Genomic DNA, 25,279 nt, shown 5'->3' on the forward strand with positions numbered 1-25,279 from the left:
TCTAAATGAAGGAGAGTGAGCCCGATGGCCACCACCGATCTGCCGTACGCCAACCGTCCCGAGGAGGACATGCCCGGGCACTGGCTCCTCGCCAAGCTCGGCAAGCGAGTCCTCCGACCGGGCGGTCGTGAACTGACCGAACAGCTCCTCGCCGACGCGAACCTCACCGACACCGACGTCCTGGAGATCGCCCCGGGCCTGGGCCGCACCGCGGTCGAGATCCTCGCGCGGAACCCGCGGAGCTACCGCGGCGTCGAATCCGACGAGGCGGCCGCCAAACTTGCCGGCGACGTCGTCGGCGACCGGGGCACCATCACCACCGGCGAGGCGCAGGCCACCGGACTGGGCGACGAGAGCGTCGACGTCGCCATCGGCGAGGCCATGCTGACCATGCAGTCGGACAAGGTGAAGGACCAGATCGTCGCCGAGGCGAACCGCGTCCTGCGCCCGGGCGGCCGCTACGCGATCCACGAACTGGCCCTGGAGCCCGACACCCTGACCGACGAGCAGAAGACCGAGATCCGCAAGTCCCTCGCCCGCTCGATCAAGGTCAACGCCCGACCGCTGACCGAGTCCGAATGGCGCGACCTGCTGACCAGGGCCGGCTTCACCGTCGAACAGGTCCGCTTCGCACCGATGGCGCTGCTGCAGCCGCGCCGCATCATCGCCGACGAGGGCCTCGGCGGCGCACTCAAGTTCGCCGGCAACGTCATCCGCAACGGCGACGCCCGGCGCCGGGTGCTCGGCATGCGCAAGACGTTCAACAAGTACCGCGACAACCTGGCGGCCATCGAGATCATCGCCGTCCGCAACCGGTAACCAGGCCCCTGCCGATCAGCCCCGCGCCGCACGACCGTGCGGCGTGATCGAAGGAGTGGAGAAATGCCCGCAACCCCCACCGAGACCGCCATCACCGGTCTCGCCGACACCGCGCTGAGCAGTCCGGACTCGACCGGACCGGACATCAAGGCGCTCGCCCACCTCAACGGTGCGACCGTCGTCCGACTCAGCTTCCGTGCCGGCCAGTCGATGGCCGAGCACACCGCCCGGTGGCCGATCCTCGTGATCAGCCAGGCCGGGCGGGTGGAGTTCACCGTCGGCGGCCAGACCACCGTGCTGACGCCCGGCTCGGCGATCCACGTCGAAGCCGACGTCACGCATGCCCTGGCCGCCACCGAGGACTCCGCGCTCTCCCTGATTGTTCTCACCCCCCATCACAAGAAATAACCGAAAGGAATCCCCCATGAAGACCGTCTTCCGCTCCGCATTCATCGCCGCCGTCGCGGCCTCGACCGCCCTGGTCGGCACCGTCGGCATCACCTCCGAGGCGTCGGCCCTGCCGGCGAACTTCAAGGTGACCAAGGCCAACCCGTCGGTCGGCGACCTGAACAACATCGTCACCTTCCTCGTCGCGACCCCCGCGTCCGACGAGGCCAAGGCCGCCAACGTCGAGGGCGGCCGCGACGCCGTCGTCGTGCCGCGCACCGTCTACAACCTGGGCCTGTTCCGCGCGCCGCGCGGCTCGGCCAACGTGACCGGCCCGATCAAACGCAAGGGCAACCGCGCCACCGTGGACATGCACGCCCGCTCGGCCGGACGGCCCGACATCAACATGCCGATCGACTTCGTCTACCAGGGCAACTGGAAGCTGGCGGCGAACTCGATGTGCAAGGGCGTCAAGACCGTCGGCCTGCCGATCTACTGCAACGCCTGATCCGTGCTGCGCGTCGAGGGCCTGGGCAAGGCATACGGTCGGCGGACCGTCCTGGATGACATCTCCTTCGAGGTGGCGTCCGGTTCGCTGACCTACCTGCTCGGGCTCAACGGCGCCGGCAAGTCGACGCTGCTCCGCTGCCTCGGCGGCGTGGCCACGGCCGATCGTGGATCCATCGAGATCGACGGTCGGCCGTGGTCGCACGCCGGAGGCCGCCCGCACCGGCCGCTCACCGAGCTCGGCATCCACCTCGACCACGACGCCTTCGCTCCGCGGCACACCGCGCGACGACACCTGCGCTGGCTCGCCCGCTCCGCGGGGATCGGCGACGACCGTGTCGACGAGGTGCTCGAGACGGTCTCCCTCGACACCGTCGCCGACCGGCCGATCGGCGACTACTCCCTCGGCATGCGCCAACGCGTCGGCATCGCCGGCGCACTCCTCGGCGATCCGCCGGTCCTCCTGTTCGACGAACCGCTCAACGGCCTGGACATCGCCGGCATCATCTGGCTGCGCACCCTGTTGCGCCGACTCGCCGACGACGGACGGTCGGTCCTGGTCGCCTCCCACCTGCTCGACGAAGTGCGGCGCAACGCCGACCGCATCCTCGTGCTGCGCGGCGGAAGACTCGTCGCCGACGACTACCTGGACGACTTCCTCGGCGACTCCCCCGACCTCGAGCACGCCTACCTGCGCGCGGTCGGCGACCCCGATCTGCCCGAGTACGCCGCATGACCACCCTGACCCGTGCCGTCGCCACCGAGGCAGTCCGCTCCGGTGGCCGCCGCAGCCCGTGGTGGCTGGTCGCCGTCCCGCTCGCCGTCGCGCTCCCCCTGCTGATCACCTACGCCATCGCCGCCGTTTCCGAGCGGTTCGCGACGATCAAGACGACGTCGATCACCGTGAACGCGGTCGAGTCGAACAACTCCGTCTACTGGGTGATCAACCTCGGCGTCCTGATCCTGGCCGTCGGCGCGGCGCACGCACAATCGTCGGCCACCCGCGGTGCGACCGCCGATACCGAGCGCTACCTGTTCGGCTCACCGTCGACGATGATCGCGGCCCGATCGCTGTTCTACGGCGTCATCTCCGCCGCGGTGACACTCGCGCTCGTCGTGGTGCTGATGACCTCGTTGCCGCACCTGTTCCCCGTCGTCTACGGCAACGTCGACCTCGGCTCGCCGGCCGGTCTCCGCTTCTGTTGGGCGGTGCCGGTGCTCGCCTTCTGCGCCGTGTCGCTGGGCACGGGCCTGGCGGCACTGACCAACTCCGGGCTCGCCGCGATCGCCCTGCTGTTGCTGTGGGCCGGCGTCGTGGAGGACGCCATCGCGCTGATCCCGAACGGGATGAAGGTCCAACAGTTCATGCCCTTCCTCAACGGGATCTACGGCACCGGACAGTGGTTGGCGCTGACGCCCCCGTGGGGGCCGAACGGTGCGCTGGTCTACTTCGCGGCGATCGCCGGGACTTTCGTCGTCGCCGGTATCGCCGCGACGGCCGTGCGCCGGCGCAAGAACTAGACTCGTCCCATGGCAACCCGCGCCCGACAGCGCGACCACGTGCTGGCCACCATCGAAGCCGCGAGCGAGCCGGTCGACGCCTCATACGTCGCCGAAGCCCTCGACGTCCACGTCAGCACGGCGCGCTTCCACCTCAACAAGCTCATCGACGACGGACTGATCCAAGCGGTGGCCCTGCCCGCGACGACGGTCGGGCGCCCGCGCACCGGCTACTCGTCGACGGTCGCCAAGCCGGAGATCCGATTGATCGGCCTGCTCGTGGAGACCCTCGGCGACGACGAGGCGGCCCGCGCCGCCGCCGCCGTCGAGATCGGTCGCCGATGGGCAGCGCCGATCATCGAGGAACAGTCGTCGGACCTGCCCGACCCGGTGACGGTCGTCGAAGCGGTCCTGACCAAGCTGGGTTTCCAGGTGCAGAGCGCGGCCAGTGTGTTCGGCCAGCACGAGCTCTCGATCTGCTCCTGCCCGCTGCGCGACATCACCCGGGCCGATCCGGCGGTGTCGCGCGGGATCGTCGAAGGCGCCCTGCGACAGGCGCTCTCGGCCAGTCCCGCTCTCGACGGTCAATACGACGTGAGCGTCGCCCCCGATCCCGCCGGCACCGACTGCACGATCGCGCTGCGCCTCACACCGGCGCGCTGACGTCGCACTTGCCGAGGTTTACTGCGATATGTCGACAGCAGACCTCGGCAGGTAGCCGCTATTCCGCCGACGCCGGCTCCAGCTTGCCGACCCGCAGGTGGTTCGGGAACCCCCACAGCAGCGTCGACCGTGCCCACTTGCCCGCCTGGTCCGGGTAACCGCGCTTGCGCACGCGGCGAGAGATGAGCGCCGCCTCCCCGGCGTGGGTGGCCAACAGCGCGCCGAGCGACGCCTGCGCGATCCGCTGCCCCTGGTCGCCCAGACGCTCGGCGGCGGGTTTGCTGAACGCGAGCACCGCGAGGACCGCGTACAGCGGCACGGCCAACAGGAACGGCAGCGGGCGAACCCCGCCGGATGACTTCTTGCTCATGGAATTCCCCACTGTCAGTTGGTGATGCACAGCGTACGGACCTGCGGGGCACCCGTCGGGAGATCAGCGACGTCGGCCCGCGCGACTCTCAGAAGAGCCAGTCCTTCGGCTCACCCCCGGGCTCGACGCCGCGCTCGACGAACCACTCCCGCCCGCCGACGATCCGAAACAGCGCCGTCGGCACGAACCTCGCCGCACCCGGGACCTGCGAGGCATGGCAGAGCGCCGCCCGCTTCTTCACCCGGGCATAGGGCCGCACGTCGATCCGATGGGTAATCGTCGCCTCCGGGCTGTACGCGGTCGGCACGACGTCGGGGCCGTAGATGTACGGCAGGTGCAGCCGCTGCGACCGTCGCAGACCGCGCATGAGCGTCTCCCGCGGCATCGTCGCGTAGAGCACGCGCGGCGTGCCCGCGAGTTCGGCGGCACGCTCCCCGACGGGGTGCACCTTCACATGGTCGCGATGCCCGTAGCCGCCGTTGGCCTCATAGCTCAGGAGCACGTCGGCCCGCTCGTCGCGCAGGATCTCCGCCAGTCGACCGGCCGCCTGCTCGGTGTCGGCCCGCGCGAACCGGACCCGTCCGGGCGGGTCGGGGTAGAACTCCGGGCCGTGACCGCTGTCGGCATACCCCAGCGCCTCGACGCGGTGCGCGCCCAGCTCGGCGGCACTCGCGCGCAGTTCGGCGATGCGGTCCGCGTCGTCGACGGGGTGCGGCTCGGGTCCCTCGACCTTGCCGTCGGTCGCGACCACGACCACCACCCGGTGACCCTCGGCGGCCAGCCGCGCGATCGTCCCCCCGGTCAGGATGACCTCGTCATCGGGGTGGGCGTGGAAAACGACGACCGTCGCCACCGTGGTCCTACAGGTTGATCATGTGCCCGATGGCACCGTGGAAGACCTCCTGCAGCGCCTCCGACATCGTCGGGTGCGTGTGCACGTTGCGCGCCAACTCCTTGGCGGTCAGGTCCCACTTCTGGGCCAGCGTCAGCTCCGGCAGGAACTCCGACACGTTGTCGCCGACGAGGTGCGCGCCGAGCAGCTCGTCGTGCGTGGTGTCGGTGATGAGCTTGACGAAACCGGCGGTCTCGGCCAGCCCCTGCGCCTTGCCGTTGGCGGAGAACGGGAACTTGGTGACCTTGACGGCGTAGCCTTCGTCCTTGGCCTGCGCCTCGGTGAGCCCGAAGGAGGCCACCTGCGGCTGGCAGAAGGTGGCGCGCGGCATCATGCGGTAGTCGCCCAGCGTCATGGTCTCGGCACCGGCGATGGTCTCGGCGGCCACGACGCCCTGCGCCTCGGCGACGTGCGCCAGCTGCAGCTTCGCGGTGACGTCGCCGATCGCGTACACGCCGGGCACGTTGGTGCGCATGTTGTCGTCGATCGCGATGGCACCGCGGTCGGTCAGCGCGACGCCCGTGTTCTCCAGGCCGTAGCCCGTGACGCGCGGGGCGAAGCCGACGGACATGAGGACGCGGTCGACGGTCAGCTCGCCGGCCTGGTCCTTCTTGTCGGCATAGGTGACGGTGACCGACGAGCCGTTGTCGGTGACGGTCTTGACCCCGGTGGAGGTCAGCAGCTTCACGCCCAGCTTCTTGTACTGCTTCTCGATCTCCTTGGACACGTCGGCGTCCTCGTTGGGCAGCACGCGGTCCATGAACTCGATGATCGTGACGTCGACGCCGTAGTTGGCCAGGACGTAGCCGAACTCCATGCCGATGGCACCGGCGCCGACGATGGCGATCGACTTTGGCAGGTCGCGGCTCATGATCTGCGTCTCGTAGGTGACGACGTTCTCCGACAGTTCGACGCCGGGCAGCAACCGCACCTCGGAGCCGGTGTCGATGATGACGTTGTCGAAGGTGATCTCGCGGTCACCGACGGTGATGGTCTTGGCGTCCTTGAACACCCCATAACCGTCGATCTCGGTAATCTTGTTCTTCTTCATCAAGAAGTGGACGCCCTTGACGATGCCGTCGGACACCTGGCGGCTGCGGTCGAAGGCCGAGCCGAAGTCGAAACTGACGTCGCCACTCATCCCGAAGGTCTTCGCCTGGTGGTTGAAGATGTGGGCCAGCTCGGCGTTGCGCAGCAGCGCCTTGGACGGGATACACCCGACGTTCAGGCAGACACCCCCCCACCACTTCTCCTCGATGACGGCGGTGGACTTGCCGAGCTGGGCTGACCGGATCACGGCCACATACCCACCCGGTCCTGCACCCAGGACAACGGTTTCAAAGTGTTCTGACACGACCCTCAGCCTAGCGCCCGCGATTCGCCGCTGCAGGGCCCCATCCGTACTGGCGGGTAGCTTTCAATCATTGATTGAATCATTGATTGAAATGTGGTGCACTGGTCGCATGCCGGTGCACGCCACGACCCCGACGCCTACACGCGAGCGACTCCTCGACTGCGCCGAGGAACTCTTCGCCAAGGCGCCCTACGACACCGTCTCGGTGCGCGCCATCTGCGCCGCCGCCGACGCCAACGTCGCCGCGGTCCACTACCACTTCGGCACCAAGGAAGACCTGGTCGTCGCGCTCCTGGGCGACCGTCTCGTGCCCCGCTGGGCGACCGCGCTGGAATCCCTCACCCCCGGCGCACCGGTCCCCGAACTCGTCGATGCGGTCCTGCACCCGTTCACCCGGATCCAATCCGAGGAGCTGGGTCGCACCCATCTGCGGCTGCTGTCCCGCCTCGTCGCCGACGCCCCGCAGACGCAGTGGCCCGGCGGCTGGACCTCGCTGCGCCAGTGGGGCGGCACGCTGCCCCACCTCGACGCGAAGACGGCCCGCGCGCGGTGGGCGCTGGCCTTCGACCTCATCCTCACGACCTTCGGCCGCGCCGACCACCGGCCGCTCTCACCCGACGAAATCGCCGCCCTGCGCGCCTTCGTCATCGCCGGCCTCGCCTCCCCATAACCGCGACAGCCCACAGTCCACAGCCCACCCGAAAGCAGCCCCCGTGACCGCACAACCGCTCCCCGACCCGTTCGCACCCGCCCGGCTCGGCCCGCTCCGACCGCGCAACCGCCTGATCAAGTGCGCAACCTTCGAGGGCATGACGCCCGACGCCCTGGTCACCGGTGACCTGATCGACTTCCACCGCGAGGTCGCCGCCGGCGGCGTGGGCATCAGCACCGTCGCCTACTGTGCGATCACCCCGGGCGGGCGCACCGACCGCCACCAGATCTGGCTGCGCCCGGAGGCCGTCGACGGCCTGCAGCGGCTCACCGCCGCCATCCACGACGAAGGCGCCCTGGCCGCCGCGCAGATCGGCCACGCCGGCCCGGTGGCCAACTCGGTCTCCAACCGCGCGCCCGCACTGGCCGCGAGCCGCATCCCCGCGCCGATGGGGATGTCGATGACGCATTCGCCCGACGCCGACGAGATCGCCGAACTCGTGCGGACCTTCGCGACCGCCGCGAAGATCGCCGTCGACTCCGGCTTCGACGCGCTCGAGTTGCACAACGGCCACAACTACCTGTTGTCGAGTTTCCTCTCGCCGCTGCTGAACCACCGCAAGGACCGGTACGGCGGCTCCCTGGAGAACCGGGCGCGCTTCTCCCGCGAGGTGGCCGCCGCGGTGCGCGAGGCGGTCGGACCCGACGTCGCGATCTGGGCCAAGCTCAACATGTACGACGGCACGCCCCGCCGCGGACCGCTGCGCGGCTTCGACGTCGACGAGGCCTGCCGGGTCGCCCAGCTCTTCGAGTCCGACGGCCACCTGGACGCCATCGAGCCGACCGCCGGCAGCTCGCTGCTGAACCCGATGTACCTGTTCCACGGCGAGGCCCCGCGCAAGGAGTTCGCCGACGCCTTCCACGGCGCGATGCGGATGGGACTCAAGGCGGGCGGCCCGGTCTTCCTCAAGCACTACCCGTATACCGACACTTACCTACTGCCGCTGGCCCGGCAGCTGCGCGAAGCGGTGGCGATGCCGCTGATCCTGCTCGGCGGGATCACCAACCGCGCGTCGATCGACCGGGCACTCGAGCAGGGCTTCGACTTCGTCGCGATGGGTCGGGCGATCCTGCGCGAGCCGGACCTGCCCAAGCGCATGGCCGCCGACTCGTCGGTGCAGTCCCGGTGCATCCACTGCAACCTCTGCATGCCGACCATCTACTCGCAGACCCGCTGCCCCATCCGTACCGGTGAGGTGGTGCGCTGAACCGGGGTACCGTCGGCGGACGTCCCCCGAACGAAAGCAGACACCCATGTGCACTCGCGTGATGTGGCCGGACGCCGGCGGAGCAGTCGTCGTCGGCCGGAACATGGACTTCCACATGGACCTGCACACGAACCTGTGGAAGCTCCCCCGGGGAGTCGCGCGGGACGACCGCGTCCACGGCAAGCTCACCTGGACCGCCAAGTACGGCAGCGTCGTCGCCGGCGTCTTCGACCTGCTCTCGGCCGACGGCGTCAACGAGAAGGGCCTGGCCGGGCACGTGTTGTGGCTGGCCGAGTCGGAGTACGGCGACCCCGACGACTCGCGACCGCAACTGGCGATGTCGGTGTGGCTGCAGTACTACCTCGACAACTTCGCGACCGTCGCCGAGGCCGTGGAGTGGACGAGCGCCAACAACCCGCAGGTCATCCCGATGGCCGATCCGACCGGCGGCAGCCACCCGGCCATCCACCTCGCCCTCGACGACGCCTCGGGCGACTCGGTGGTCTTCGAGTACATCGACGGCAAACTCGACGTCTACCACTCCAAGGACTACCTGGTGATGACCAATTCGCCCTCCTACGACCAGCAGATCGAGCTGGTCAAGAAGGTCGAGGGCCTCGGTGGCAGCGACCCCCTGCCGGGGACCTGTGACGCCAAGGACCGGTTCGCGCGGGCCCTGTACTACGTCAAGAAGCAGCTGCCGCCGACGTCGCAGACCCAGGCCGTGGCCGCGATGTTCAGCATCATCCGCAACGCCGCCCAACCGTTCCGCGCCCCGGAACCGGGCAAGCCGGACCTGTCCCAGACCCTGTGGCAGACGGTCACCGACCTGACCAATCTGCGCTACGTCTTCGAGTCGACGACCCGGCCGAACATCGTGTGGGTCGACCTGGCGGACCTCGACTTCTCCGAGGGGTCGGGCCCGGCCAAGCTCGACCTGGTCAAGGCGCTCGACGTCGAGAACGGGCTGGCCGGCAACGTCACCGGCAAGTTCGCCCCGCGCCGCGTCTTCCCGATCATCTCGATCGACCAGGCGGCCAAGCTCGGCGAACTCGTCGTCGCCGCCAAGAAGACGCTGGGCGCCGCACAGCAGGTGCAGGACGTCGTCGACGAGAAGTTCGCCGGCCTCGTCGGCTCCGACTGAGCAGGGGCCGCGCCCCGGCGTGCATGATGGACCGATGACCGCCGCAGACCCCAACGAATGGCTCGAAGACGTCGACGGCGAGCGCCAGCTCGCGTGGGTGCGCGAACAGAATCAGCGCGCCCTCGACGAGATCGCCGGTACGCCGCGTTTCGAGAAGATCCGCGAACAGACCCTGCAAATCCTCGACAACGACGACAAGATCCCCGGCGTCGTGCGCCGCGGCGGATTCCTCTACAACTTCTGGCGGGACGCGGCGAACCCGCGCGGTCTGTGGCGGCGGACCACCCTGGAGTCCTATCGGACCGACGAGCCCGAGTGGGACGTGCTCATCGACGTCGATCGGCTGGCCGACGACGAGGACGAGAACTGGGTGTGGAGCAGCGCCCGGGTGCTGCGCCCGCGCGACGGCTCCGACGTCTGGCGGCACGTCCTGGTGGCCCTCTCGCGCGGCGGCGCCGACGCAACGGTGATCCGCGAGTTCGACCTCGTCTCCCGCACCTGGGTGACCCCGCAGGAGAACGGCTTCACCCTCCCGGAGGCGAAGTCGACGATGAGCTGGCTCGACCCGGACACCGTCTACGTCAGCACCGACTTCGGCGAGGTCGACGGCGAGCCCTCGCTCACCGAGTCCGGCTACCCGCGCATCACCAAGCGCTGGGCGCGCGGCACCGATCTCGCCGACGCGCCGACGGTGTTCGCCGGTGAGGTCACCGACGTGTCCGCCGGCGCCTTCTACGACAGCACGCCCGGATTCCAACGGCACTTCGCGTCGCGGTCCACCGACTTCTACAACTCGCTCACCTACCAGCTCGACCCGGACGACGATCGGCTCACGCTGATCGACGTCCCCACCGACGCGCACGCCGCCCCGTACCGGCAGTGGCTCTTCGTCATCCCGCGCTCACCCTGGGAGGTGGAGGGGACGACCCACGAGCCGGGGTCGCTGCTGGTCTTCGACTACGACGCCTACCTCGCCGGTGGCCGGGACGCGACGGTCCTGTTCACCCCCGATGCGTCGACGAGCCTGGCCGACTACTCGCTGACGAAGTCACACCTGGTGCTGACGACCCTGCACGACGTCGCGACGCGGGTGTCGCTGTTGACGCTGGGACAGTGGCGCGAAGCGACGCTCGACGGCCTGCCCGAGCTGGCCACCATCTCGATCCTCGACACGGACCCCGAGGACGGCGACGAGGTCTTCCTGTCGACCAGCACCTTCACCACGCCGCCGACGCTGCTGCACGGCACCACCACCGGCGGCGTCGAGCCGATCAAACACTCGCCGTCCTTCTACGACTCGAGCGACGTCGTCGCCGAACAGTTCTTCACCACCTCCGACGACGGCACCCGGATCCCCTATTTCGTCGTGCGGCGCCGCGACGTCGAATCCGGCCCGACCCTGCTCTACGGCTACGGCGGTTTTCAGAACGCTCTGGTGCCCGGCTATGCGGCGTCACCGGGCCGCAACTGGATCTCCGACGGCGGCATCTACGTCATCGCCAACATCCGCGGCGGCGGCGAGTACGGGCCCACCTGGCACACCCAGACACAGAAGGCCGGGCGCCACAAGGTGTACGAGGACTTCTCCTCGGTCGCCAAGGCGCTCGTCGCCGACGGGTTGACCACCGTCGCCCAGCTCGGCGCCCAGGGCGGCTCCAACGGCGGACTGCTGATGGGGGTGATGGCGACCCGCTACCCGGAGCTGTTCGGTGCGCTCGTCTGTCAGGTGCCGTTGATCGACATGCGCCGCTACCACCGCCTGCTCGCCGGCGCGTCCTGGGTGGCCGAGTACGGCAACCCCGACGACCCCGCCGAGTGGGAGTTCATCGAGCCGTACTCGCCGTACCACCAGGTCTGCGCCGACGTCGCCTACCCGCCGATCCTCATCACGACGTCGACGCGCGACGACCGCGTCCACCCCGGTCACGCGCGCAAGTTCGCCGCCCGGTTGGAGCAGACCGGCCACCGGGACGTCTGGTACTACGAGAACATCGAGGGCGGCCACGGCGGCGCGGCCGACAACAAGCAGGCCGCCTTCCTCGCGGCCCTCGCCTACGAGTTCCTCTGGCAGCAGCTCACCGGCTAGCGCCCGATCGATCCCGCCACATAGCGCCCGATCGCGGCCATGCCGAGGGCGGTCGGGTGGATGGGCACGCCCACGCCCGACGGGACGAGCCCGTACTCGTACTGCCGGTTTGCCGGTGCGCACATGTCGTGGCCGCGGCCGATCGGCACGATGTCGATGAACTGCATGCCGCGCTGCTTGGCCTGGGCGGCCATGACGCGGTTGGCACGGTCGATGACGCCCTGCAGGTAGTCGGCGTCGGCCGGGCGGACCGGCTGTGAGGCGCAGCCGCCCTTGCGGATGTAGTTGCCGTAGCCGACGACGGCGACCTTCGCGTTCGGCGCCGACCGGTGAATGGCGTCGAGCATCCGGCCCCACTTGGGTCCGTGGCCGTCGATCCGTGCCATCAATCCGTCGCGCCCACCCTGCTTGTAGCGCTGACTGCACGGCTTGGACCCGGGCAGGTCGACGCAGGACAGCGCGATCGGGAAGGCGCCCACGTCGTTGAGCCCGACGGTCAGGGTCACCAGCTTGGTCCGCGCCGACAGCTTCGAGGTCTGCACCGGCATCGCCCCCGACGTGGTGCGCTGCTGCGTCCGGTACACGTCCTGCGACTTCGCCGACGAACAGGTCGCATCGACGAGGTGCAGGCCGAGCCGAGCCGCGACCACGGCCGGATAGTTGCGCTCGGAGCGCAGGCAGCCCGGCGCGGAGCGGTCCTGCGGACTGATCAGCGGCCCGGCGGCGGCGGAATCACCGAGCGCGACGTACTCGTCCCCGTGCGCGGCGTGCGCCGGCGCGAGGCCGAGACCGCCGATCGCCAGCACTCCGGCGCCCACCGCCAGTACCCGTTGTGAAAGGCGCACCGCGCACTCCCCTCTCGTGATCGTTCGATTTCGGCTCTGAGGTTAGCTCCCGACCACCGACACCGATTGCGAATAGACACAAGGAACACGCCGTATTTTTGTGTACCGACACAATCGGAAAACGGTCGTATCCGTTGAGGATGAGCATATGACGGGGATCACATTGCGGCCGGTGCTGGCCGCTGCCGCCTGCGCGGCATCCATCGCGCTGTCCGCCACGGTCGTGGCCGCGCCCACCGCCGGGGCGGCACCGCGCCCACCGGTTCCGCCGGTCGGGGCCACCGCCGATCCGGCGCTGGCCGATTTCGCCAAGCCCGGCCCGCTGAAGGTCCGGACCAACTACGCGACGGGGCCGTGCGACCGCTCGCTCATGGGGCTGATCATGGGGCTGCAGGCGCATGCCGAGGGCAACTTCGAGATCGCCCAGTGCTCGGACGCCTTCCCGTACGGCCTCGGCTCGCCGGTGGGGGTGCAGATCTTCGCACCCGTCGGCGCGAAGGCCAAGGGCCCGTACCCGCCGGTGATCTTCGTGCCCGGTATCGCCGGCAACGCCGGGCAGTACACGACGCTGGCCCGCACCTGGGCCAGTCACGGCTTCGTCGTCGCGCTGCCGTTCACCTTCTGGAACTCGATGATCGAGGTGCCCACCCTCGGCACCGCGGTGCTCGCACACCTCAACGGCCGGCCCGGCGACCCGCTCTACCGCAAGGTCGACTTCTCCCGCGTCACCTATGCGGGCCACTCGGCCGGCGGCCAGGGCGCGCTGCAGGCCGCCTCGGTGTACCAGGACGCCGGGCGCGCGGTGATCCCGAACTTCCGGGTCGTCGGCGTCTTCACCATCCAGAACGGCCCACTGGCGGTCGGGTCCACGGTGCACGTCCCGGCGTTGATCCTGGGCGGCCGCAAGGACATCGTCGTGCCGCCGTGGGCGTGGCAGAAGATGTGGCAGTACAACGACCTGCAGTCCGCTCCGGGGTACTACGCGGTCGCCAAGTCGGCGCACCACCTCGACGTGGCGCGGTCGGCGGCCACCAACCCGTTCGTCGGCGTCACCACCGCCTGGCTCCTGTACACGGCCTACCGCGACCGGCAGGCCGCCGAGGTCTTCGTGGGCCGCGACTGGGCGCTCAAGCACGACAAGACTTTCGACGAGGTCCTGCGCAACCGCGCCGCAACCCGCGCTCGACTGCCGCAGGGGACGCCGACGGCGCCGGTGCGCACCCGGCAACGGTGAGGTCGTCCATGGTCGGCGGTGATGTGGCACCGTTGAGCCCATGACGGCAGTGCACGGCCCCGCGCCGACCGGCGGGTCCGACGGGGAGGCGGGCAGCCCGATCCGCCTCGTCGACCACCTCGCCCAACGCACCGCCGCCGTCGTCGCCGACACCGTCCGCCAGATCTGCGCGGAAGTCGACTTCTACCGGTCGCTGCCCATCGAGACGGTGGAAACCGACGTCACCCGGATCGTGCGCCGCAACTACGAGATGCTGCTGCGCAGCCTCGCCACCGGCACCCGACCCTCACCCGACGAGCTGGCCGAGCTGACCTCCTCGGCCCGCAACCGCGCCGACGAGGGGGTCCCGATCTCCGACGTGCTCGACGCCTACCACTACGGTGCGCGCCACTGGTGGCGCATCGTGGCCGGCCTCGACGACCGGGGCGCCGGATTCGTCGAGGGCAGCCTGGTGGACGTCGGCTCGGCGCTCTTCGAGTGGTTGCGCGACGCGACCCGCGCGGTGATCGCCGGCTACGACGCCGATGGGGCGCCGACCCCCGACTTCCCCCGCGCCGGCCACCGCGAACTCCTCGACGCCCTCGTCGAGGGCTCCGACTACGACGCCGTGGCCCACCGGTTCCGCCTCGAGGTCGAACCCGCCTATTGGGCAATCGCGATCGCCGTCGACACCAGCGGCGACGAGACCGACTCCCGCGTCTCGCGCTCGGTGGCGACCACCCGCAAGGTGCGTCGGCTCCAGCGGCTCCTGGACAGCACGAGCCGCGGTGAGGCCATGCACGCGCTCACCGCGTCGGGCGGCATCGCCCTGATCCCCGCCCGCCCGACCCCGCACGGCCCGGACACCGCCGACGACCCGCGGTTCGCCGACTTGCGCGCCCGCCTGGAACGGCTGGCCGATCGGATGGATGCGCGGACCACCTGCGCGGTCGACCTGGTGACGCCCGACGAGGTCGCGACCGTCATCCCGCAACTGCGCGACCTGCTGACCATCGCCCGGCGCCGCACCCCGCGGCGGCGGGTGGTCCGCTTCGACGACCTGGCCGTCGAATTCCAGCTCAGCCGCCCGACGCGGGCGAGCCGCCTGAGCGCGGCCCGGCTCGATCCGATCGCCGACGACGAGGTCCTGTGGCAGACGTTGGAGGCCTACCTCGACAACGACTGCAGCACGGCGATGACCGCCGAGGTGCTGCACGTGCACCCGAACACGGTGCAGTACCGGTTGCGCAAGGTGTCCGAGTCGACCGGGCTCAACCTGAACCGGCCGGCCGACATCGTCGCCGCGCTCGGCGCCGTGCTGGCGGCCGGTCACCGTCGGTCAGTCGCCGACGATCACCCGGCCGAGTAGGCCCACCACGAGCAGCGCCGCGCCGACGCCGCCGACGACCATCGCCCACTGGTGCAGGTTGTCGACGAGTCCGTCGATCGTCACCTCGGCCACCTGGCGCACGCCGGCGTCGGTCACCGTGAACTCGTCCTTGGCGCGGGCGGCGAAGAAGAACCCACCGGCGTAGGACACGGCCGCCGAGAGCAGCCCGCCGAAACCGAGCCAGGCCAGCATGCCGCTGCGGCGGCGCGCGAAGAACAGGGCGAGCATCGCGGCCAGCGCCGCGAGGGCCACGCTCGCATAGGCCCATTGCGAGATCTGCCGCCCGGGCACGTGATAGCGACCGGCCTCCAGCGCCTGGTCGCGCTGGCTGATCGGAACGAGGATCGGACCGGGCACCTGGCGCGCGAGGACCGGGTTCACCTGGCCCGCGACGCGGCGCACCATGTTCGTCAGGTCCAGGCGCATGACCGTGGTGTCCGCGCCGGGCGGCGCCTCGTTGAACAACCACGCGTGCTGCTGGTTGGCCAGGTCGACGAAATCGGCGGTGAATCCGGCCGAGTGCGTGTAGCGGTCGGCAGCCGGTCGGACGACGACGGCGGCGGCGCCGGCCGTGCGCTTGGTGATCTCGTCGGTGATGGTCTTGGCCATGTATTCGCGCACTTGGGGGCTCTCGCCCATCTTGGTGGCGGTCGCCTGGAAGCCCCGCTCCTCGATGACGCGTTCCTTGACCCACGTCAGGGGAAGGGCCGCGACGATCGCGACGATGGCGATCAGACCGGTGAGAAAGGCGAGGAAGCTGCGCATCCGGCCAGGGTACTCATCGTGGCGCCCCGCGGCGCGGTGTGCGCGACGCGTGTCAGGAGCCGAAGACGGCGACGGCGATCCGGCCGATCACCCCGATGACCGCCAGCGCAGCACCGCCTCCCCCGACGATGACCGCCCACGAGCGCAGGTCCGCCACGAGGCCGTCGACCGTCGAGGAGACGAGTGGTCGGGCGTTGGGATCTCCGACGGCGGCCTTGGCCCGTGTGCCCGCATAGCCGCCGAGCACCCAGGCCGCGATGGCGGCGAGCACCGCGCCCAGGCCGAGCCAGACCAGCGTCGTGGTGCGACTCTCGGAGAAGACCAGCGCGATGAGGGCGGCGACGACGCCGACGATGAGGCTGATCGTGGCCCACTGGGGGATCCGCCGCCCGGGCACCTCGTAGCGTCCGGCCTGCAGCGCCGGGCTCGTCGTCGTGACCGGGACCAGGATCGGACCCTTGATCTGCGTGCCGAGCAGCGGGCTGACCTGGCCAGCGACCCGGCTGACCATCTTGGTCAGGTCGAGGTTCATGACCGACGGGTCGGCTCCCGCGGGGACCGGTCCGAGCAGCCGGTCGTGTTGGGCGTCGAGCAGGTCGACGCAGTCCTCGACGAAGGCGTCCGACCGGGTGTAGCGCACCGCGAGCGGGCGGGCCAGGTTGCCGGTGATGGATCCGGCGGCCTTGCCGATCTGTTTGGTGATGGTGTCGGCGATGTAGTCGCGGACGACGTCGCGGTCGGCCATCTCGGCGGCCGTGTCGGAGAACCCGCGGTCGTCGACGACGCGCCGGGACACCCACATCAGCGGAAGGGCCAGGATCGTCGCACCCATCGCGACCACGATGGCGGCGACGGTCAGCAGTCCGGTCATCGGATCAGTTGGAGTAGCCGATCGACCCGCTCCGGACGCAGACGCGCCCGGTGTTCGACTCCCACGCGAGGGCGAAGCCCCCCGAACACGCGACGCCGTGCGTCGTCGAGATCGCGGTGCCGCCCCAGCCGCCGATGGCGAGTGCGGTGTCGTTGCGGTCGGCCTGGGCGACGGAGAAGCCGCCGGGACCGGTGGCGAAGGAGTTCGCACTGCCACCGTGCTTGGCGGATGCGAGGGCGGCCGCCTTGGGCTCGAGGCTGCGGGCGTCCGAGCGTCCACCGCTGCTGGCGACGGCGATCGCGGTGCCCGCACCGCTGGTGTCCTGGGCGCGGGCGGTACTGCCGCGACCGGCACGTGCGCCGCAGCCGCTGTCACCGTGGGCCCGCTCCTGGTGGCCGCCGTTGGCCGCCTGGCAGAGCGCCCCGGGGGCGGCGTGCGCGGTGGCGCCGGTGAGCACCGAGAGCCACGCACCCGCGGCGAGGAGGGCGGCCGCCACGACGGCCCGCCCGATCATGCCTGCGCCCGCTTCAGCGCTTCCTTGGTGAGGCCCTTCTTCGCGGTCTCGACGGCGGTCTTCTGGCCCTGCTTCACGATCAGGCCGGGCAGCTTCACCTTGAGGTCGACGTCGAGGACGAAGTCCACGTGCGAGCCCTTGTCGTTCGCGGTGATCGTGTAGACGCCGTGCTGCTTGGAGAGCTGGGTGCCCTCGACGAGGTCCCAGGTGCACGAATCGTCGGTCCACGTGTAGGCGAGGGTCTGCTCGTCGGTGATCGGACCGACCGACACCTTCACCTTGACCAGCTTGGGCAGACCGTCGTCGTACTCCTCGAGGATCTCGGCCGTCTTGTGCGGCCCGGACCACTCGGGCAGGGCCTCGACGTCCTGCAGCACTTCCATCACCACCGAGGGTGGGACGGCGATATCGAAGGCGGTTTTCGCGGAGACTCCCATGCGGCCCAACCTACCCTGCCGACGCGTGCGCGTGGGGTCCCCGCGCACAAAGAATCGGGGCCGGCCGTCCTGATGGACGACCGGCCCCGATGGTGCTTCGAAGAAGCGGCGGACTTAGAAGCCCATGCCGCCCATCTCGTCGCCGCCCGGCATGGCCGGGGCCGGGTTCTTCTCCGGCTTGTCGGCGACGACGACCTCGGTGGTGAGGAACAGCGCCGCAATCGAAGCCGCGTTCTGCAGCGCCGAGCGGGTGACCTTCACCGGGTCGTTGATGCCGGCCTTGAGCAGGTCCTCGTACTCGCCGGTGGCGGCGTTGAGGCCGACGCCCTGCTTCGAGTGGCGGATCTTGTCGGCGACGACGCCGGGCTCGAGGCCCGCGTTGACGGCGATCTGCTTGGCCGGGGCCTCCAGCGCGACGCGGACGATGTTGGCACCGGTGGCCTCGTCCCCGTCGAGCTTCAGCTTGTCGATCGCACCCTCGGACTGCAGCAGCGCGGTGCCACCGCCGGGGACGATGCCCTCTTCGACGGCCGCCTTCGCGTTGCGAACGGCGTCCTCGATGCGGTGCTTGCGCTCCTTGAGCTCTACCTCGGTGGCCGCGCCCGCCTTGATGACCGCAACACCGCCGGCCAGCTTGGCCAGGCGCTCCTGCAGCTTCTCGCGGTCGTAGTCGGAGTCGCTGTTCTCGATCTCGCCGCGGATCTGGGCCACGCGGCCGGCGATCTGCTCGGCGTCGCCGGCACCGTCGACGATGGTGGTCTCGTCCTTGGTGACGACGACCTTGCGAGCGGTGCCGAGCAGCTCGAGTCCGGCGGTCTCCAGGGAGAGGCCGACCTCTTCGCTGATGACCTCGCCACCGGTGAGGATGGCGATGTCGGCGAGCATGGCCTTGCGGCGGTCACCGAAGCCCGGGGCCTTGACGGCGACGGACTTGAAGGTGCCGCGGATCTTGTTGACCACCAGGGTCGAGAGGGCTTCACCCTCGACGTCCTCGGCGATGATCAGCAGCGGCTTGCCTGCCTGGATGACCTTCTCCAGCAGGGGCAGCAGGTCCTTGACGGTCGAGATCTTGCTCGAGACGAGCAGGATGTACGGGTCCTCGAGGACGGCTTCCTGGCGGTCGGGGTCGGTCACGAAGTAGCCCGAGATGTAGCCCTTGTCGAAGCGCATGCCCTCGGTCAGCTCCAGCTGAAGGCCGAAGGTGTTCGACTCCTCAACGGTGATGACGCCTTCCTTGCCAACCTTGTCCATCGCCTCGGCGATGAGCTCGCCGATGGCGGGGTCGCCGGCGGAGATGCCCGCGGTCTGGGCGATCTGCTCCTTGGTCTCGACCTCCTTGGCGCTCTTCAGCAGAGCGTCCGAGACGGTGTCGACGGCCTTCTCGATGCCGCGCTTGAGACCCAGCGGGTTCGCACCGGCCGCAACGTTGCGCAGGCCCTCGCTGACGAGCGCCTGGGCCAGCACGGTGGCGGTGGTGGTGCCGTCACCGGCGACGTCGTCGGTCTTCTTGGCGACTTCCTTGACCAGCTCGGCGCCGATCTTCTCGTAGGGGTCCTCCAGCTCGATCTCCTTGGCGATGGAAACACCATCGTTGGTGATCGTGGGGGCGCCCCACTTCTTCTCCAACACGACGTTGCGACCCTTGGGTCCCAACGTCACCTTCACTGCGTCGGCGAGGCTGTTGAGTCCCCGCTCGAGGCCGCGCCGGGCCTCTTCGTCGAACGCGATTTGCTTGGCCATGGGTAAGTGATCCTCCGATAGGGGGTGACACTAGGTTTCGATGGCCGGACTCGGTGCCCGCGACGGACGACCGGCGTGTCAACGACCGATCTCACCGTCCCGACCTAGCACTCAGGGTAGGAGAGTGCCAACACCGTTTTAGCACTCTCCCCCTTCGAGTGCAAGGTCGGGGTGGGGTGGGTGGTCAGTGCACCCAGTTCGCGACGACGAGCCAGGCGACTCCCACCGCGAGCAGGCCCGCGACGACGGCCGTGGCGAGCGCGATCGGGATCAGTCGTTGCGGGTGCAGCGTGGCCCAGCGGAAGCGGGACTGCGCGTCGACGCCGGCCCGCACGCGCAGGATTCCGCCCCACAGCACGGCCGCGTAGGCGACCACCGCGGCCAGGGCGATCAGGGTCGTGGCGGCGAGCACCACACCGATCGGATGGGCGTTCTTGACGCCGAGGTCGACGTCGACCAACGAGTGCTTCCACGCGACGACATCGACGCCGATCGCCGCGATCGCCCCGACGACCAACAGCCACGGCATGCGGTGCCAGCCACCGATCGCGGGGATGATCGCGGCCAACAGGGCGACGCTGGCGCCGATGACCACGCCGAGCGTCAGCCAGGCCCAGTCGGCGAAGAGCTTGGACTGCTCGGCCGACGGACCGTCGGCGACCGCGTAGGCGGCGACGGCCACCGCGGCGAGGATCAGGCCGATCGCGACGCCGGCGACCGTGCACAGTCGTGCGGGGTGCTCGGCGGGGACGGTCTCCGGTTCGACGGCCGGCTCCAACTGGGTTTCCACCCGCCCAGTATGCCGATCCAACACGGCGGGACAACTTCCACCACTGAAACGTGTTGGATCTGTCCCGCGGGGTTGGATCGTCGGGTCTAGTCCTGGATGCGGGCGAAGTGGCGCTGCGCTTCCAGGTCGTAGGCCAACTCGAGCAGCGTCTGCTCCTGGCCGAGATCGGCGGCGAAGTGCAGGCCGATCGGCAGGCCCGCCTTCGTCTGCGCCAGCGGCAGGCTGATCGCGGGGGTGCCCGACGTGTTGTTGGCCGGGGTGAACGTCACGTACTGGACCAGGCGCTCGAAGATCTCGTCGAAGTCGCCGCCCGGGTCGAGGTACCCGATCTTGGGGGTCACGTGCCCCAGCGTCGGCGAGTACACGACGTCGAAGCTGTCGAACAGTCCGCGGAACTGCTTGGTCGACTTGCGCAGCCCCATCAGCACGCCCGGCGTCGCCCAGAAGCGCCGCAGGAACTGTTTGGACAGGCCGGCGGTGAACGGGTCGAGCTTCGAGCGGTCGAAGCCCTTGTCGATCAGTCGCTTGCCGAAGCGGTCGAGCCCGAAGGCCAACAGCGACCAGTAGTCGGTGAACTGCTGCACGTAGCTGCGCTCGACCGGCAGCGGGACCCGGTCGATCATGTGGCCCTGCGCGGCGAGCAGTTCGGCGACCGACTCCAGCGCCACCGACGTCTCCGGGTCGAGCAGCCCGCCGGTGATCGGCTCGGAGATCAGCGCGATCCGCAGCTTGCGCCCGCTCGGCCCCTCGACGAGGCCGAGGTCGGGCATGCCCTTGGCCGGCGCGTACCGCTGCATGTCGGCGAGGAAGTGCGCGGTGTCGCGCACGGAGCGCGTGACGACCCCGTTGGAGATCAGGTCGATCGGCAGGCCCTCGCCCTCCGCCGACGCGACGACGCGATCGCGGGTCGGCTTGAGCCCGACGAGCCCGCAGCAGGCCGCCGGGATGCGGATGGAGCCGCCGCCGTCGTTGGCGTGCGCGATGGGCAGCGCCCCCGCGGCGACCAGCGCCGCCGAGCCGCCCGACGACGCACCGCACGAGTAGTCGGTGTGCCACGGATTCCGCGTGGGCGGCCGGTCGACGAATTCGGTGGTCGCGGTCAACCCGAACGCCGGCAGCGTCGTGGCACCCAGGATGTTGATGCCCGACGCCAGCAACTGGTCGGTGAACTTCTCGTTCGCGGTCGCCGGCGTGGGCGGCACCGCCGCCGAGCCGTGCATCGTCGGGATGCCCGCGAATCCGGTGTTGTTCTTGATCATCGACGGCACGCCGGCCAGCGAGCCCGCCGGGAAGTCGCCGGCCGCCGCACGGGCCAGGCCGCGCTCGCGGTCGTCGAACGCGACGGCGTTCAGCTCGGGGTTCACCGCGTCGATCCGCGCCAGTGCCGCCCGCGCGGCCTCCTCGGCGGAGAAGTCACCGGCCCGGATGCCCTGCGCCACACCCACCGCGTCCGACTCGCCCAGACAATCGTCGGTAAACGCACTCACCTTGGTCATGCCCGCGAACGCTACAGGCAAACCCGCCGCGATCGGGACGGTTCACCCCACCGGCGGGAGCCTCGGGGGGTATCAAGGAAGCCATGCAGCTGAAACTCTCCGAGGACGAAATCGCCTTCCGCGACGAGATGCGGACCTTCTTCACCACCAAGATCCCCGCCGACATCCGCGAACGCTCCGCCGCCGGGCAGCTGAAGTACCCCGACGACATCGTCACCACCATGAAGATCCTCAACGAGGGCGGCCTCTGCGTGCCCGGTTGGCCGGTCGAATGGGGCGGGCGGGACTGGACGCCGATCCAGCACCACCTGTGGCGCCAGGAGTACGCGCTCGCCTCGGTCCCGGACACCCTGCCGTTCAACACCGGGATGGTCGGACCGGTCATCGCAGAGTTCGGCTCGCCGGAGCAGAAGGAGCGCTTCCTGCCGCCGACGGCCAACTGCGACATCTGGTGGTGCCAGGGCTTCTCCGAGCCCGAGGCCGGTTCCGACCTCGCCTCCCTCAAGACGCGCGCGGTGCGCGACGGCGACCACTGGGTCGTCAACGGACAGAAGACGTGGACGACGCTCGGCCAATACGCCGACTGGATCTTCGCCCTGGTCCGCACCAACCCCGACGCCCCCAAGCGCCAGGCCGGCATCAGCTTCCTGCTCATCGAGATGAACACCCCGGGCATCGAGGTCCGACCGATCCAGCTGATCGACGGCGGCTACGAGGTCAACGAGGTCTTCTTCAACGACGTCCGCGTCCCCGCCGACCAGCTCGTCGGCGAGGAGAACGCCGGCTGGTCCTACGCCAAGTTCCTGCTCGGCAACGAGCGGACCGGCGTCGCCCGCGTCGGGCACACCAAGGTCCAGCTCTCGCGCGCCAAGAAGCTCGCCGCCCAGACGAAGACGGCCACCGGCACCCTCCTGGACGACCCGCTGTTCGCCGCCCGCCTCGCCGAGCTTGAGAACGAGCTGTTCGCCCTGGAGCTCACCCAGCTGCGGGTCGTCGCGTCCTCGGCCGACGGCAAGCCGAACCCGGCGTCGTCACTGCTCAAACTCCGGGGCAGCGAACTGCAGCAGGCGGCCACCGAGATCCTCGCCGACATCGCCGGCCCCGACTCGCTCGCCGTCGCACCGCCCACCCCCGACAGCGCCAACGGCACCGCCGACATCACCGCTCCCGCGTGGGCGCAGCGCGCCGTGCCGACCTACCTCAACTACCGCAAGGTCTCGATCTACAGCGGCAGCTCCGAGGTGCAGCGCCAGATCATCGACAAAGCCGTCCTCGGCCTCTAGGAGCACACCGACATGGACTTCGAACTCAACGACGAACAGGTCATGCTGCGCGACACCGTGCGCGACGTGCTGACCAAGACCTACGACGTGGAGACGCTGCGCACGGTCACCGACACCGAACGCGGCTGGGACCCCAAGGTGTGGAAGTCGCTCGCCGACATCGGCATCCTCGGCCTCACCATCGACGAGGCCGACGGCGGCATGGGCGCCGGCCCGGTCGAACTGGGCGCCGTCATGGGCGAGATCGGTCGCAGCCTGGCTCCCGAGCCCTACCTGAACGGCGTCGTCGTACCGGCCGCGCTCATCTCGGACGCGGGCGATGGCGATACGCGCTCGGAGCTGCTCGGCGGCCTGGCGTCCGGCGACCTCCTGATGGCCTTCGCCCACACCGAGGAGGGCGACCGGTGGCCGACGGCGGCGGTGACCACCACGGTGACCGGCGGGAAGGTCACCGGCGTCAAGACCCCCGTCCTGGCCGGCGACAGCGCGGCCAAACTCGTCGTGTCCGCGCGCGACGACGCCGGGGCGATCGGGCTCTACCTCGTCGACGCCGACTCCGACGGGGTGAAGCGCACCCCGTTCCGCACCCACGACCGGCGCCGCGGCGCGCAGATCGAATTCGACGGCGCCACCGCGACGAAGCTGGGCGGCGGGGACGCCGCCGACGTGATCACCCGCGTCGACGTGATCACCCAGACCGCCCTGTGCGCCGAGGCCGTCGGCGCCATGGAGCGCGCCCTGATGCTGACCGTCGAATACCTCAAGACCCGCAAGCAGTTCGGCGTCACGCTGTCGACGTTCGAGGCACTCACCCACCGTGCCGCCGACATGTACGTGCTGCTGGAGCTGGCGAGCAGCCTGTCGGCCTTCGCCACCGGCACCCTTGCCGACGGGACCGTCGACCAGACGGTCGCCTCGCGCGCCAAACTGCAGGTGTGCCGTTCCGCGCGACAGATCGGCCAGGAGGCGATCCAGATGCACGGCGGCATCGGGATGACCGCCGAGTACCCGGTCGGCCACTATGTCAGCCGCCTCACCGCGATCGCCCACACGCTCGGCGACGCGCAGACCCATTTGTCCCGGCTCGCCGACTCGATCACCGAATGGGACATGGTGTCGATAGGGTGAGCACATGAAGAGTCTGCTGCTCACCAACCTGGCCGAGATCTCCTCCTACGGACTGCTCGGCATCCTCGTCCTCATCCTGGGTTACCTCGCGCTGGACGTGGTGACCCCGGGCAAGCTGCGGGACCTGCTCTGGCACGACAGCCAGCGCGACGCGGTGATCCTGACCGCCGGCTTCCTGGTCTCGCTGGGCGTCGTCTATGCGGCGAGCGTGCGCGCCGGCGCGATGACCGAGTACCTGTGGCAGGGACTCCTGTTCGCCTTCCTCTACTCACTCGTCGCCATCGCGCTGATGATCTTCACCTTCGTGCTGATCGACTGGCTGACCCCGGGCAAGCTGGGCGAACTGCTCACGACCGGCAACGCGGCAATCGTGTGGGTGCCCACCGTCGTGTTCGTCGTGCTCGGCGTGTCGATGGGTTCGGTCCTCTAGCGACGCACCACGCGGGCCCGGCCCCGGCTAGTAGGGTGTCCGCCATGGCAGAAGCAACTGAACTGATCGAGGCCTCGACCGACATCTCGGCGAGCCCGGAAGCCGTGTGGGCGGTCGTGTCCGACCTGCGCCGGATGGGCGAGTGGAGCCCGCAGTGCCGCAAGATGATCGTCCGCGGCAACCCGATCGGCGTGGGCACCACGACGATCAACATCAACCGGCGCGGCGCTCTCGTGTGGCCGACCCGGGCCAAGGTCGTGCGTTACGAGCCGAACAAGGCGATCGCCTGGCGGGTCGCCGAGAACCACACGGTGTGGACCTACGAGATCGAGCCCAAGGGCAAGGGCGTCGTGCTCACCGAGCGCCGCGAGGCGCCGGGCGGCAAGACCACCGCTGTCTCGAGCACCCTCGTGAACGCCCTGATGGGCGGCCGCGAGGGCTTCGAGAACGAGCTGCGCGTCGGCATGGCCGAGTCCCTCGGCAAGATCAAGCGCGCCGCCGAAGCCTGACCGTGGCCAAGCGTCCACACGACCCCGCCGACCCTCCCCCGTCGACCGGGTTGGCGCACCTGGCCGACCTGGCCAAGCAGACCATCCCACCGCTGCACCCGGCGGGCATCCCGTTCGTCGCCGCCCCCGCCGCCGTTGCCGTCCTGGCACGGCGGCGCAAGTGGGTGGCGCGCCCCGCGTGGGCGCTGACGGCGGCCTGCGCGGCCTTCTTCCGCCACCCCGGGCGC

At 69.8% G+C, this 25,279-nt stretch carries 27 protein-coding genes and 1 pseudogene; 17 read left to right on the top strand and 11 right to left on the bottom strand.

The window, feature by feature from the left end; all coding sequences use genetic code 11:
• The first annotated feature begins 24 nt into the window (after positions 1-24).
• The 6 genes from QM634_RS07590 to QM634_RS07615 all read left to right on the top strand — a co-directional run bounded on the left by QM634_RS07590 (position 25) and on the right by QM634_RS07615 (position 3,876).
• Positions 25-819 carry a class I SAM-dependent methyltransferase gene (locus QM634_RS07590; protein WP_415042167.1) on the top strand — a complete coding sequence of 265 codons (795 nt, stop codon included), beginning with the start codon at positions 25-27 and terminating at the stop codon, positions 817-819.
• A gap of 63 nt (positions 820-882) precedes the next feature.
• Positions 883-1,227 (top strand): cupin domain-containing protein, encoded by a 345-nt coding sequence (locus QM634_RS07595; protein ID WP_415042168.1) that lies wholly within the window; start codon positions 883-885, stop codon positions 1,225-1,227.
• A gap of 16 nt (positions 1,228-1,243) precedes the next feature.
• Positions 1,244-1,714: a hypothetical protein gene (locus tag QM634_RS07600; RefSeq protein ID WP_415042169.1), complete on the top strand. Its 471-nt coding sequence runs from the start codon at positions 1,244-1,246 to the stop codon at positions 1,712-1,714.
• Between the two features lie 3 nt (positions 1,715-1,717).
• On the top strand, positions 1,718-2,449 hold the full coding sequence (locus tag QM634_RS07605; protein WP_415042170.1) for an ABC transporter ATP-binding protein: 732 nt from the start codon (positions 1,718-1,720) through the stop codon (positions 2,447-2,449).
• Positions 2,446-3,234: an ABC transporter permease gene (locus QM634_RS07610; RefSeq protein ID WP_415042171.1), complete on the top strand. Its 789-nt coding sequence runs from the start codon at positions 2,446-2,448 to the stop codon at positions 3,232-3,234. Before QM634_RS07605 ends, QM634_RS07610 begins: the two co-directional genes overlap by 4 nt.
• Positions 3,235-3,243: 9 nt before the next feature.
• Complete coding sequence (locus QM634_RS07615; RefSeq protein WP_415042172.1) at positions 3,244-3,876, top strand: transcriptional regulator; 633 nt, start codon at positions 3,244-3,246, stop codon at positions 3,874-3,876.
• A gap of 58 nt (positions 3,877-3,934) precedes the next feature.
• Here the strand turns inward: QM634_RS07615 and QM634_RS07620 are convergent, their stop codons facing one another.
• From QM634_RS07620 to lpdA, 3 genes are all read right to left on the bottom strand, one after another.
• Positions 3,935-4,246, bottom strand: coding sequence for a TMEM254 family protein (locus tag QM634_RS07620; RefSeq protein ID WP_415042173.1), 312 nt, complete (start codon positions 4,244-4,246; stop codon positions 3,935-3,937).
• Between the two features lie 88 nt (positions 4,247-4,334).
• On the bottom strand, positions 4,335-5,099 hold the full coding sequence (locus QM634_RS07625) for a PIG-L deacetylase family protein (RefSeq protein WP_415042174.1): 765 nt from the start codon (positions 5,097-5,099) through the stop codon (positions 4,335-4,337).
• Positions 5,100-5,106: 7 nt separating this feature from the next.
• Positions 5,107-6,492 (bottom strand): dihydrolipoyl dehydrogenase, encoded by a 1,386-nt coding sequence (lpdA, locus tag QM634_RS07630; protein ID WP_415042175.1) that lies wholly within the window; start codon positions 6,490-6,492, stop codon positions 5,107-5,109.
• 109 nt (positions 6,493-6,601) lie between these two features.
• Between lpdA and QM634_RS07635 the strand changes: the two genes are divergently transcribed.
• The 4 genes from QM634_RS07635 to QM634_RS07650 are packed head-to-tail and all read left to right on the top strand — an operon-like array spanning position 6,602 to position 11,641.
• Positions 6,602-7,162 carry a TetR/AcrR family transcriptional regulator gene (locus tag QM634_RS07635; protein ID WP_415042176.1) on the top strand — a complete coding sequence of 187 codons (561 nt, stop codon included), beginning with the start codon at positions 6,602-6,604 and terminating at the stop codon, positions 7,160-7,162.
• A 43-nt stretch (positions 7,163-7,205) separates the two neighbouring features.
• Complete coding sequence (locus QM634_RS07640) at positions 7,206-8,411, top strand: NADH:flavin oxidoreductase (RefSeq protein WP_415042177.1); 1,206 nt, start codon at positions 7,206-7,208, stop codon at positions 8,409-8,411.
• 46 nt (positions 8,412-8,457) lie between these two features.
• Positions 8,458-9,555: a linear amide C-N hydrolase gene (locus QM634_RS07645; protein WP_415042178.1), complete on the top strand. Its 1,098-nt coding sequence runs from the start codon at positions 8,458-8,460 to the stop codon at positions 9,553-9,555.
• Positions 9,556-9,589: 34 nt separating this feature from the next.
• Positions 9,590-11,641 (top strand): prolyl oligopeptidase family serine peptidase, encoded by a 2,052-nt coding sequence (locus QM634_RS07650; protein WP_415042179.1) that lies wholly within the window; start codon positions 9,590-9,592, stop codon positions 11,639-11,641.
• Here QM634_RS07650 and QM634_RS07655 read toward each other — a convergent pair.
• A complete protein-coding gene (locus QM634_RS07655) occupies positions 11,638-12,486 on the bottom strand; it encodes an SGNH/GDSL hydrolase family protein (protein ID WP_415042180.1) in 849 nt (282 codons plus the stop codon). The two genes, QM634_RS07650 and QM634_RS07655, sit on opposite strands and share 4 nt — an antisense overlap.
• Before the next feature lie 148 nt (positions 12,487-12,634).
• Here QM634_RS07655 and QM634_RS07660 point away from each other — a divergent pair, with 148 nt between their 5' ends.
• The gene (locus tag QM634_RS07660; RefSeq protein WP_415042181.1) at positions 12,635-13,720 is read left to right on the top strand and encodes a hypothetical protein; all 1,086 of its coding nucleotides are present in this window, start codon (positions 12,635-12,637) and stop codon (positions 13,718-13,720) included.
• Positions 13,721-13,760: 40 nt separating this feature from the next.
• Entirely contained in the window at positions 13,761-15,068 is a 1,308-nt protein-coding gene (locus QM634_RS07665) for a PucR family transcriptional regulator (protein WP_415042182.1), read from the top strand.
• Here QM634_RS07665 and QM634_RS07670 read toward each other — a convergent pair.
• From QM634_RS07670 to QM634_RS07700, 7 genes are all read right to left on the bottom strand, one after another.
• Positions 15,039-15,854, bottom strand: a complete 816-nt coding sequence (locus QM634_RS07670) for a hypothetical protein (RefSeq protein WP_415042183.1) — start codon at positions 15,852-15,854, stop codon at positions 15,039-15,041. The two genes, QM634_RS07665 and QM634_RS07670, sit on opposite strands and share 30 nt — an antisense overlap.
• 52 nt (positions 15,855-15,906) lie before the next feature.
• A complete protein-coding gene (locus tag QM634_RS07675) occupies positions 15,907-16,725 on the bottom strand; it encodes a hypothetical protein (RefSeq protein WP_415042184.1) in 819 nt (272 codons plus the stop codon).
• Between the two features lie 4 nt (positions 16,726-16,729).
• A complete protein-coding gene (locus QM634_RS07680; protein WP_415042185.1) occupies positions 16,730-17,239 on the bottom strand; it encodes a DUF6764 family protein in 510 nt (169 codons plus the stop codon).
• Positions 17,236-17,676 (bottom strand): SRPBCC family protein, encoded by a 441-nt coding sequence (locus QM634_RS07685; RefSeq protein ID WP_415042186.1) that lies wholly within the window; start codon positions 17,674-17,676, stop codon positions 17,236-17,238. The genes QM634_RS07680 and QM634_RS07685 overlap by 4 nt, the downstream gene beginning before the upstream one ends.
• Before the next feature lie 114 nt (positions 17,677-17,790).
• Positions 17,791-19,416, bottom strand: coding sequence for a chaperonin GroEL (gene groL / locus QM634_RS07690; RefSeq protein WP_415042187.1), 1,626 nt, complete (start codon positions 19,414-19,416; stop codon positions 17,791-17,793).
• Between the two features lie 184 nt (positions 19,417-19,600).
• The gene (locus QM634_RS07695; protein ID WP_415042188.1) at positions 19,601-20,206 is read right to left on the bottom strand and encodes a hypothetical protein; all 606 of its coding nucleotides are present in this window, start codon (positions 20,204-20,206) and stop codon (positions 19,601-19,603) included.
• Positions 20,207-20,292: 86 nt separating this feature from the next.
• A complete protein-coding gene (locus tag QM634_RS07700) occupies positions 20,293-21,702 on the bottom strand; it encodes an amidase (protein ID WP_415042189.1) in 1,410 nt (469 codons plus the stop codon).
• Between the two features lie 83 nt (positions 21,703-21,785).
• Between QM634_RS07700 and QM634_RS07705 the strand changes: the two genes are divergently transcribed.
• From QM634_RS07705 to QM634_RS07725, 5 genes and pseudogenes are all read left to right on the top strand, one after another.
• Positions 21,786-22,985, top strand: coding sequence for an acyl-CoA dehydrogenase family protein (locus tag QM634_RS07705; protein WP_415042190.1), 1,200 nt, complete (start codon positions 21,786-21,788; stop codon positions 22,983-22,985).
• A gap of 12 nt (positions 22,986-22,997) precedes the next feature.
• Positions 22,998-24,113 carry an acyl-CoA dehydrogenase family protein gene (locus QM634_RS07710; protein ID WP_415042191.1) on the top strand — a complete coding sequence of 372 codons (1,116 nt, stop codon included), beginning with the start codon at positions 22,998-23,000 and terminating at the stop codon, positions 24,111-24,113.
• Between the two features lie 4 nt (positions 24,114-24,117).
• On the top strand, positions 24,118-24,543 hold the full coding sequence (locus QM634_RS07715; RefSeq protein ID WP_415042192.1) for a DUF350 domain-containing protein: 426 nt from the start codon (positions 24,118-24,120) through the stop codon (positions 24,541-24,543).
• Positions 24,544-24,587: 44 nt separating this feature from the next.
• Positions 24,588-25,052: an SRPBCC family protein gene (locus QM634_RS07720; protein WP_415042193.1), complete on the top strand. Its 465-nt coding sequence runs from the start codon at positions 24,588-24,590 to the stop codon at positions 25,050-25,052.
• A gap of 2 nt (positions 25,053-25,054) precedes the next feature.
• Positions 25,055-25,279 (top strand): annotated as a pseudogene (locus QM634_RS07725) (phosphatidylserine decarboxylase family protein); the annotation flags it as partial.

The sequence above is a fragment of the Gordonia sp. (in: high G+C Gram-positive bacteria) genome (assembly GCF_047606305.1).
GTDB lineage: Bacteria > Actinomycetota > Actinomycetes > Mycobacteriales > Mycobacteriaceae > Gordonia.

Excerpts from the sequence above, each read along its gene's own strand:
- QM634_RS07590 (WP_415042167.1), top strand. The coding sequence starts at position 25 with ATGGCCACCACCGATCTGCCGTACGCCAACCGTCCCGAGGAGGACATG.
- QM634_RS07595 (WP_415042168.1), top strand. The coding sequence starts at position 883 with ATGCCCGCAACCCCCACCGAGACCGCCATCACCGGTCTCGCCGACACC.
- QM634_RS07600 (WP_415042169.1), top strand. The coding sequence starts at position 1,244 with ATGAAGACCGTCTTCCGCTCCGCATTCATCGCCGCCGTCGCGGCCTCG.
- QM634_RS07610 (WP_415042171.1), top strand. The coding sequence starts at position 2,446 with ATGACCACCCTGACCCGTGCCGTCGCCACCGAGGCAGTCCGCTCCGGT.
- QM634_RS07615 (WP_415042172.1), top strand. The coding sequence starts at position 3,244 with ATGGCAACCCGCGCCCGACAGCGCGACCACGTGCTGGCCACCATCGAA.
- QM634_RS07620 (WP_415042173.1), bottom strand. The coding sequence starts at position 4,246 with ATGAGCAAGAAGTCATCCGGCGGGGTTCGCCCGCTGCCGTTCCTGTTG.
- QM634_RS07635 (WP_415042176.1), top strand. The coding sequence starts at position 6,602 with ATGCCGGTGCACGCCACGACCCCGACGCCTACACGCGAGCGACTCCTC.
- QM634_RS07645 (WP_415042178.1), top strand. The coding sequence starts at position 8,458 with ATGTGCACTCGCGTGATGTGGCCGGACGCCGGCGGAGCAGTCGTCGTC.
- QM634_RS07650 (WP_415042179.1), top strand. The coding sequence starts at position 9,590 with ATGACCGCCGCAGACCCCAACGAATGGCTCGAAGACGTCGACGGCGAG.
- QM634_RS07660 (WP_415042181.1), top strand. The coding sequence starts at position 12,635 with ATGACGGGGATCACATTGCGGCCGGTGCTGGCCGCTGCCGCCTGCGCG.
- QM634_RS07665 (WP_415042182.1), top strand. The coding sequence starts at position 13,761 with ATGACGGCAGTGCACGGCCCCGCGCCGACCGGCGGGTCCGACGGGGAG.
- QM634_RS07670 (WP_415042183.1), bottom strand. The coding sequence starts at position 15,854 with ATGCGCAGCTTCCTCGCCTTTCTCACCGGTCTGATCGCCATCGTCGCG.
- QM634_RS07675 (WP_415042184.1), bottom strand. The coding sequence starts at position 16,725 with ATGACCGGACTGCTGACCGTCGCCGCCATCGTGGTCGCGATGGGTGCG.
- QM634_RS07680 (WP_415042185.1), bottom strand. The coding sequence starts at position 17,239 with ATGATCGGGCGGGCCGTCGTGGCGGCCGCCCTCCTCGCCGCGGGTGCG.
- QM634_RS07685 (WP_415042186.1), bottom strand. The coding sequence starts at position 17,676 with ATGGGAGTCTCCGCGAAAACCGCCTTCGATATCGCCGTCCCACCCTCG.
- groL (WP_415042187.1), bottom strand. The coding sequence starts at position 19,416 with ATGGCCAAGCAAATCGCGTTCGACGAAGAGGCCCGGCGCGGCCTCGAG.
- QM634_RS07700 (WP_415042189.1), bottom strand. The coding sequence starts at position 21,702 with ATGACCAAGGTGAGTGCGTTTACCGACGATTGTCTGGGCGAGTCGGAC.
- QM634_RS07705 (WP_415042190.1), top strand. The coding sequence starts at position 21,786 with ATGCAGCTGAAACTCTCCGAGGACGAAATCGCCTTCCGCGACGAGATG.
- QM634_RS07710 (WP_415042191.1), top strand. The coding sequence starts at position 22,998 with ATGGACTTCGAACTCAACGACGAACAGGTCATGCTGCGCGACACCGTG.
- QM634_RS07715 (WP_415042192.1), top strand. The coding sequence starts at position 24,118 with ATGAAGAGTCTGCTGCTCACCAACCTGGCCGAGATCTCCTCCTACGGA.
- QM634_RS07720 (WP_415042193.1), top strand. The coding sequence starts at position 24,588 with ATGGCAGAAGCAACTGAACTGATCGAGGCCTCGACCGACATCTCGGCG.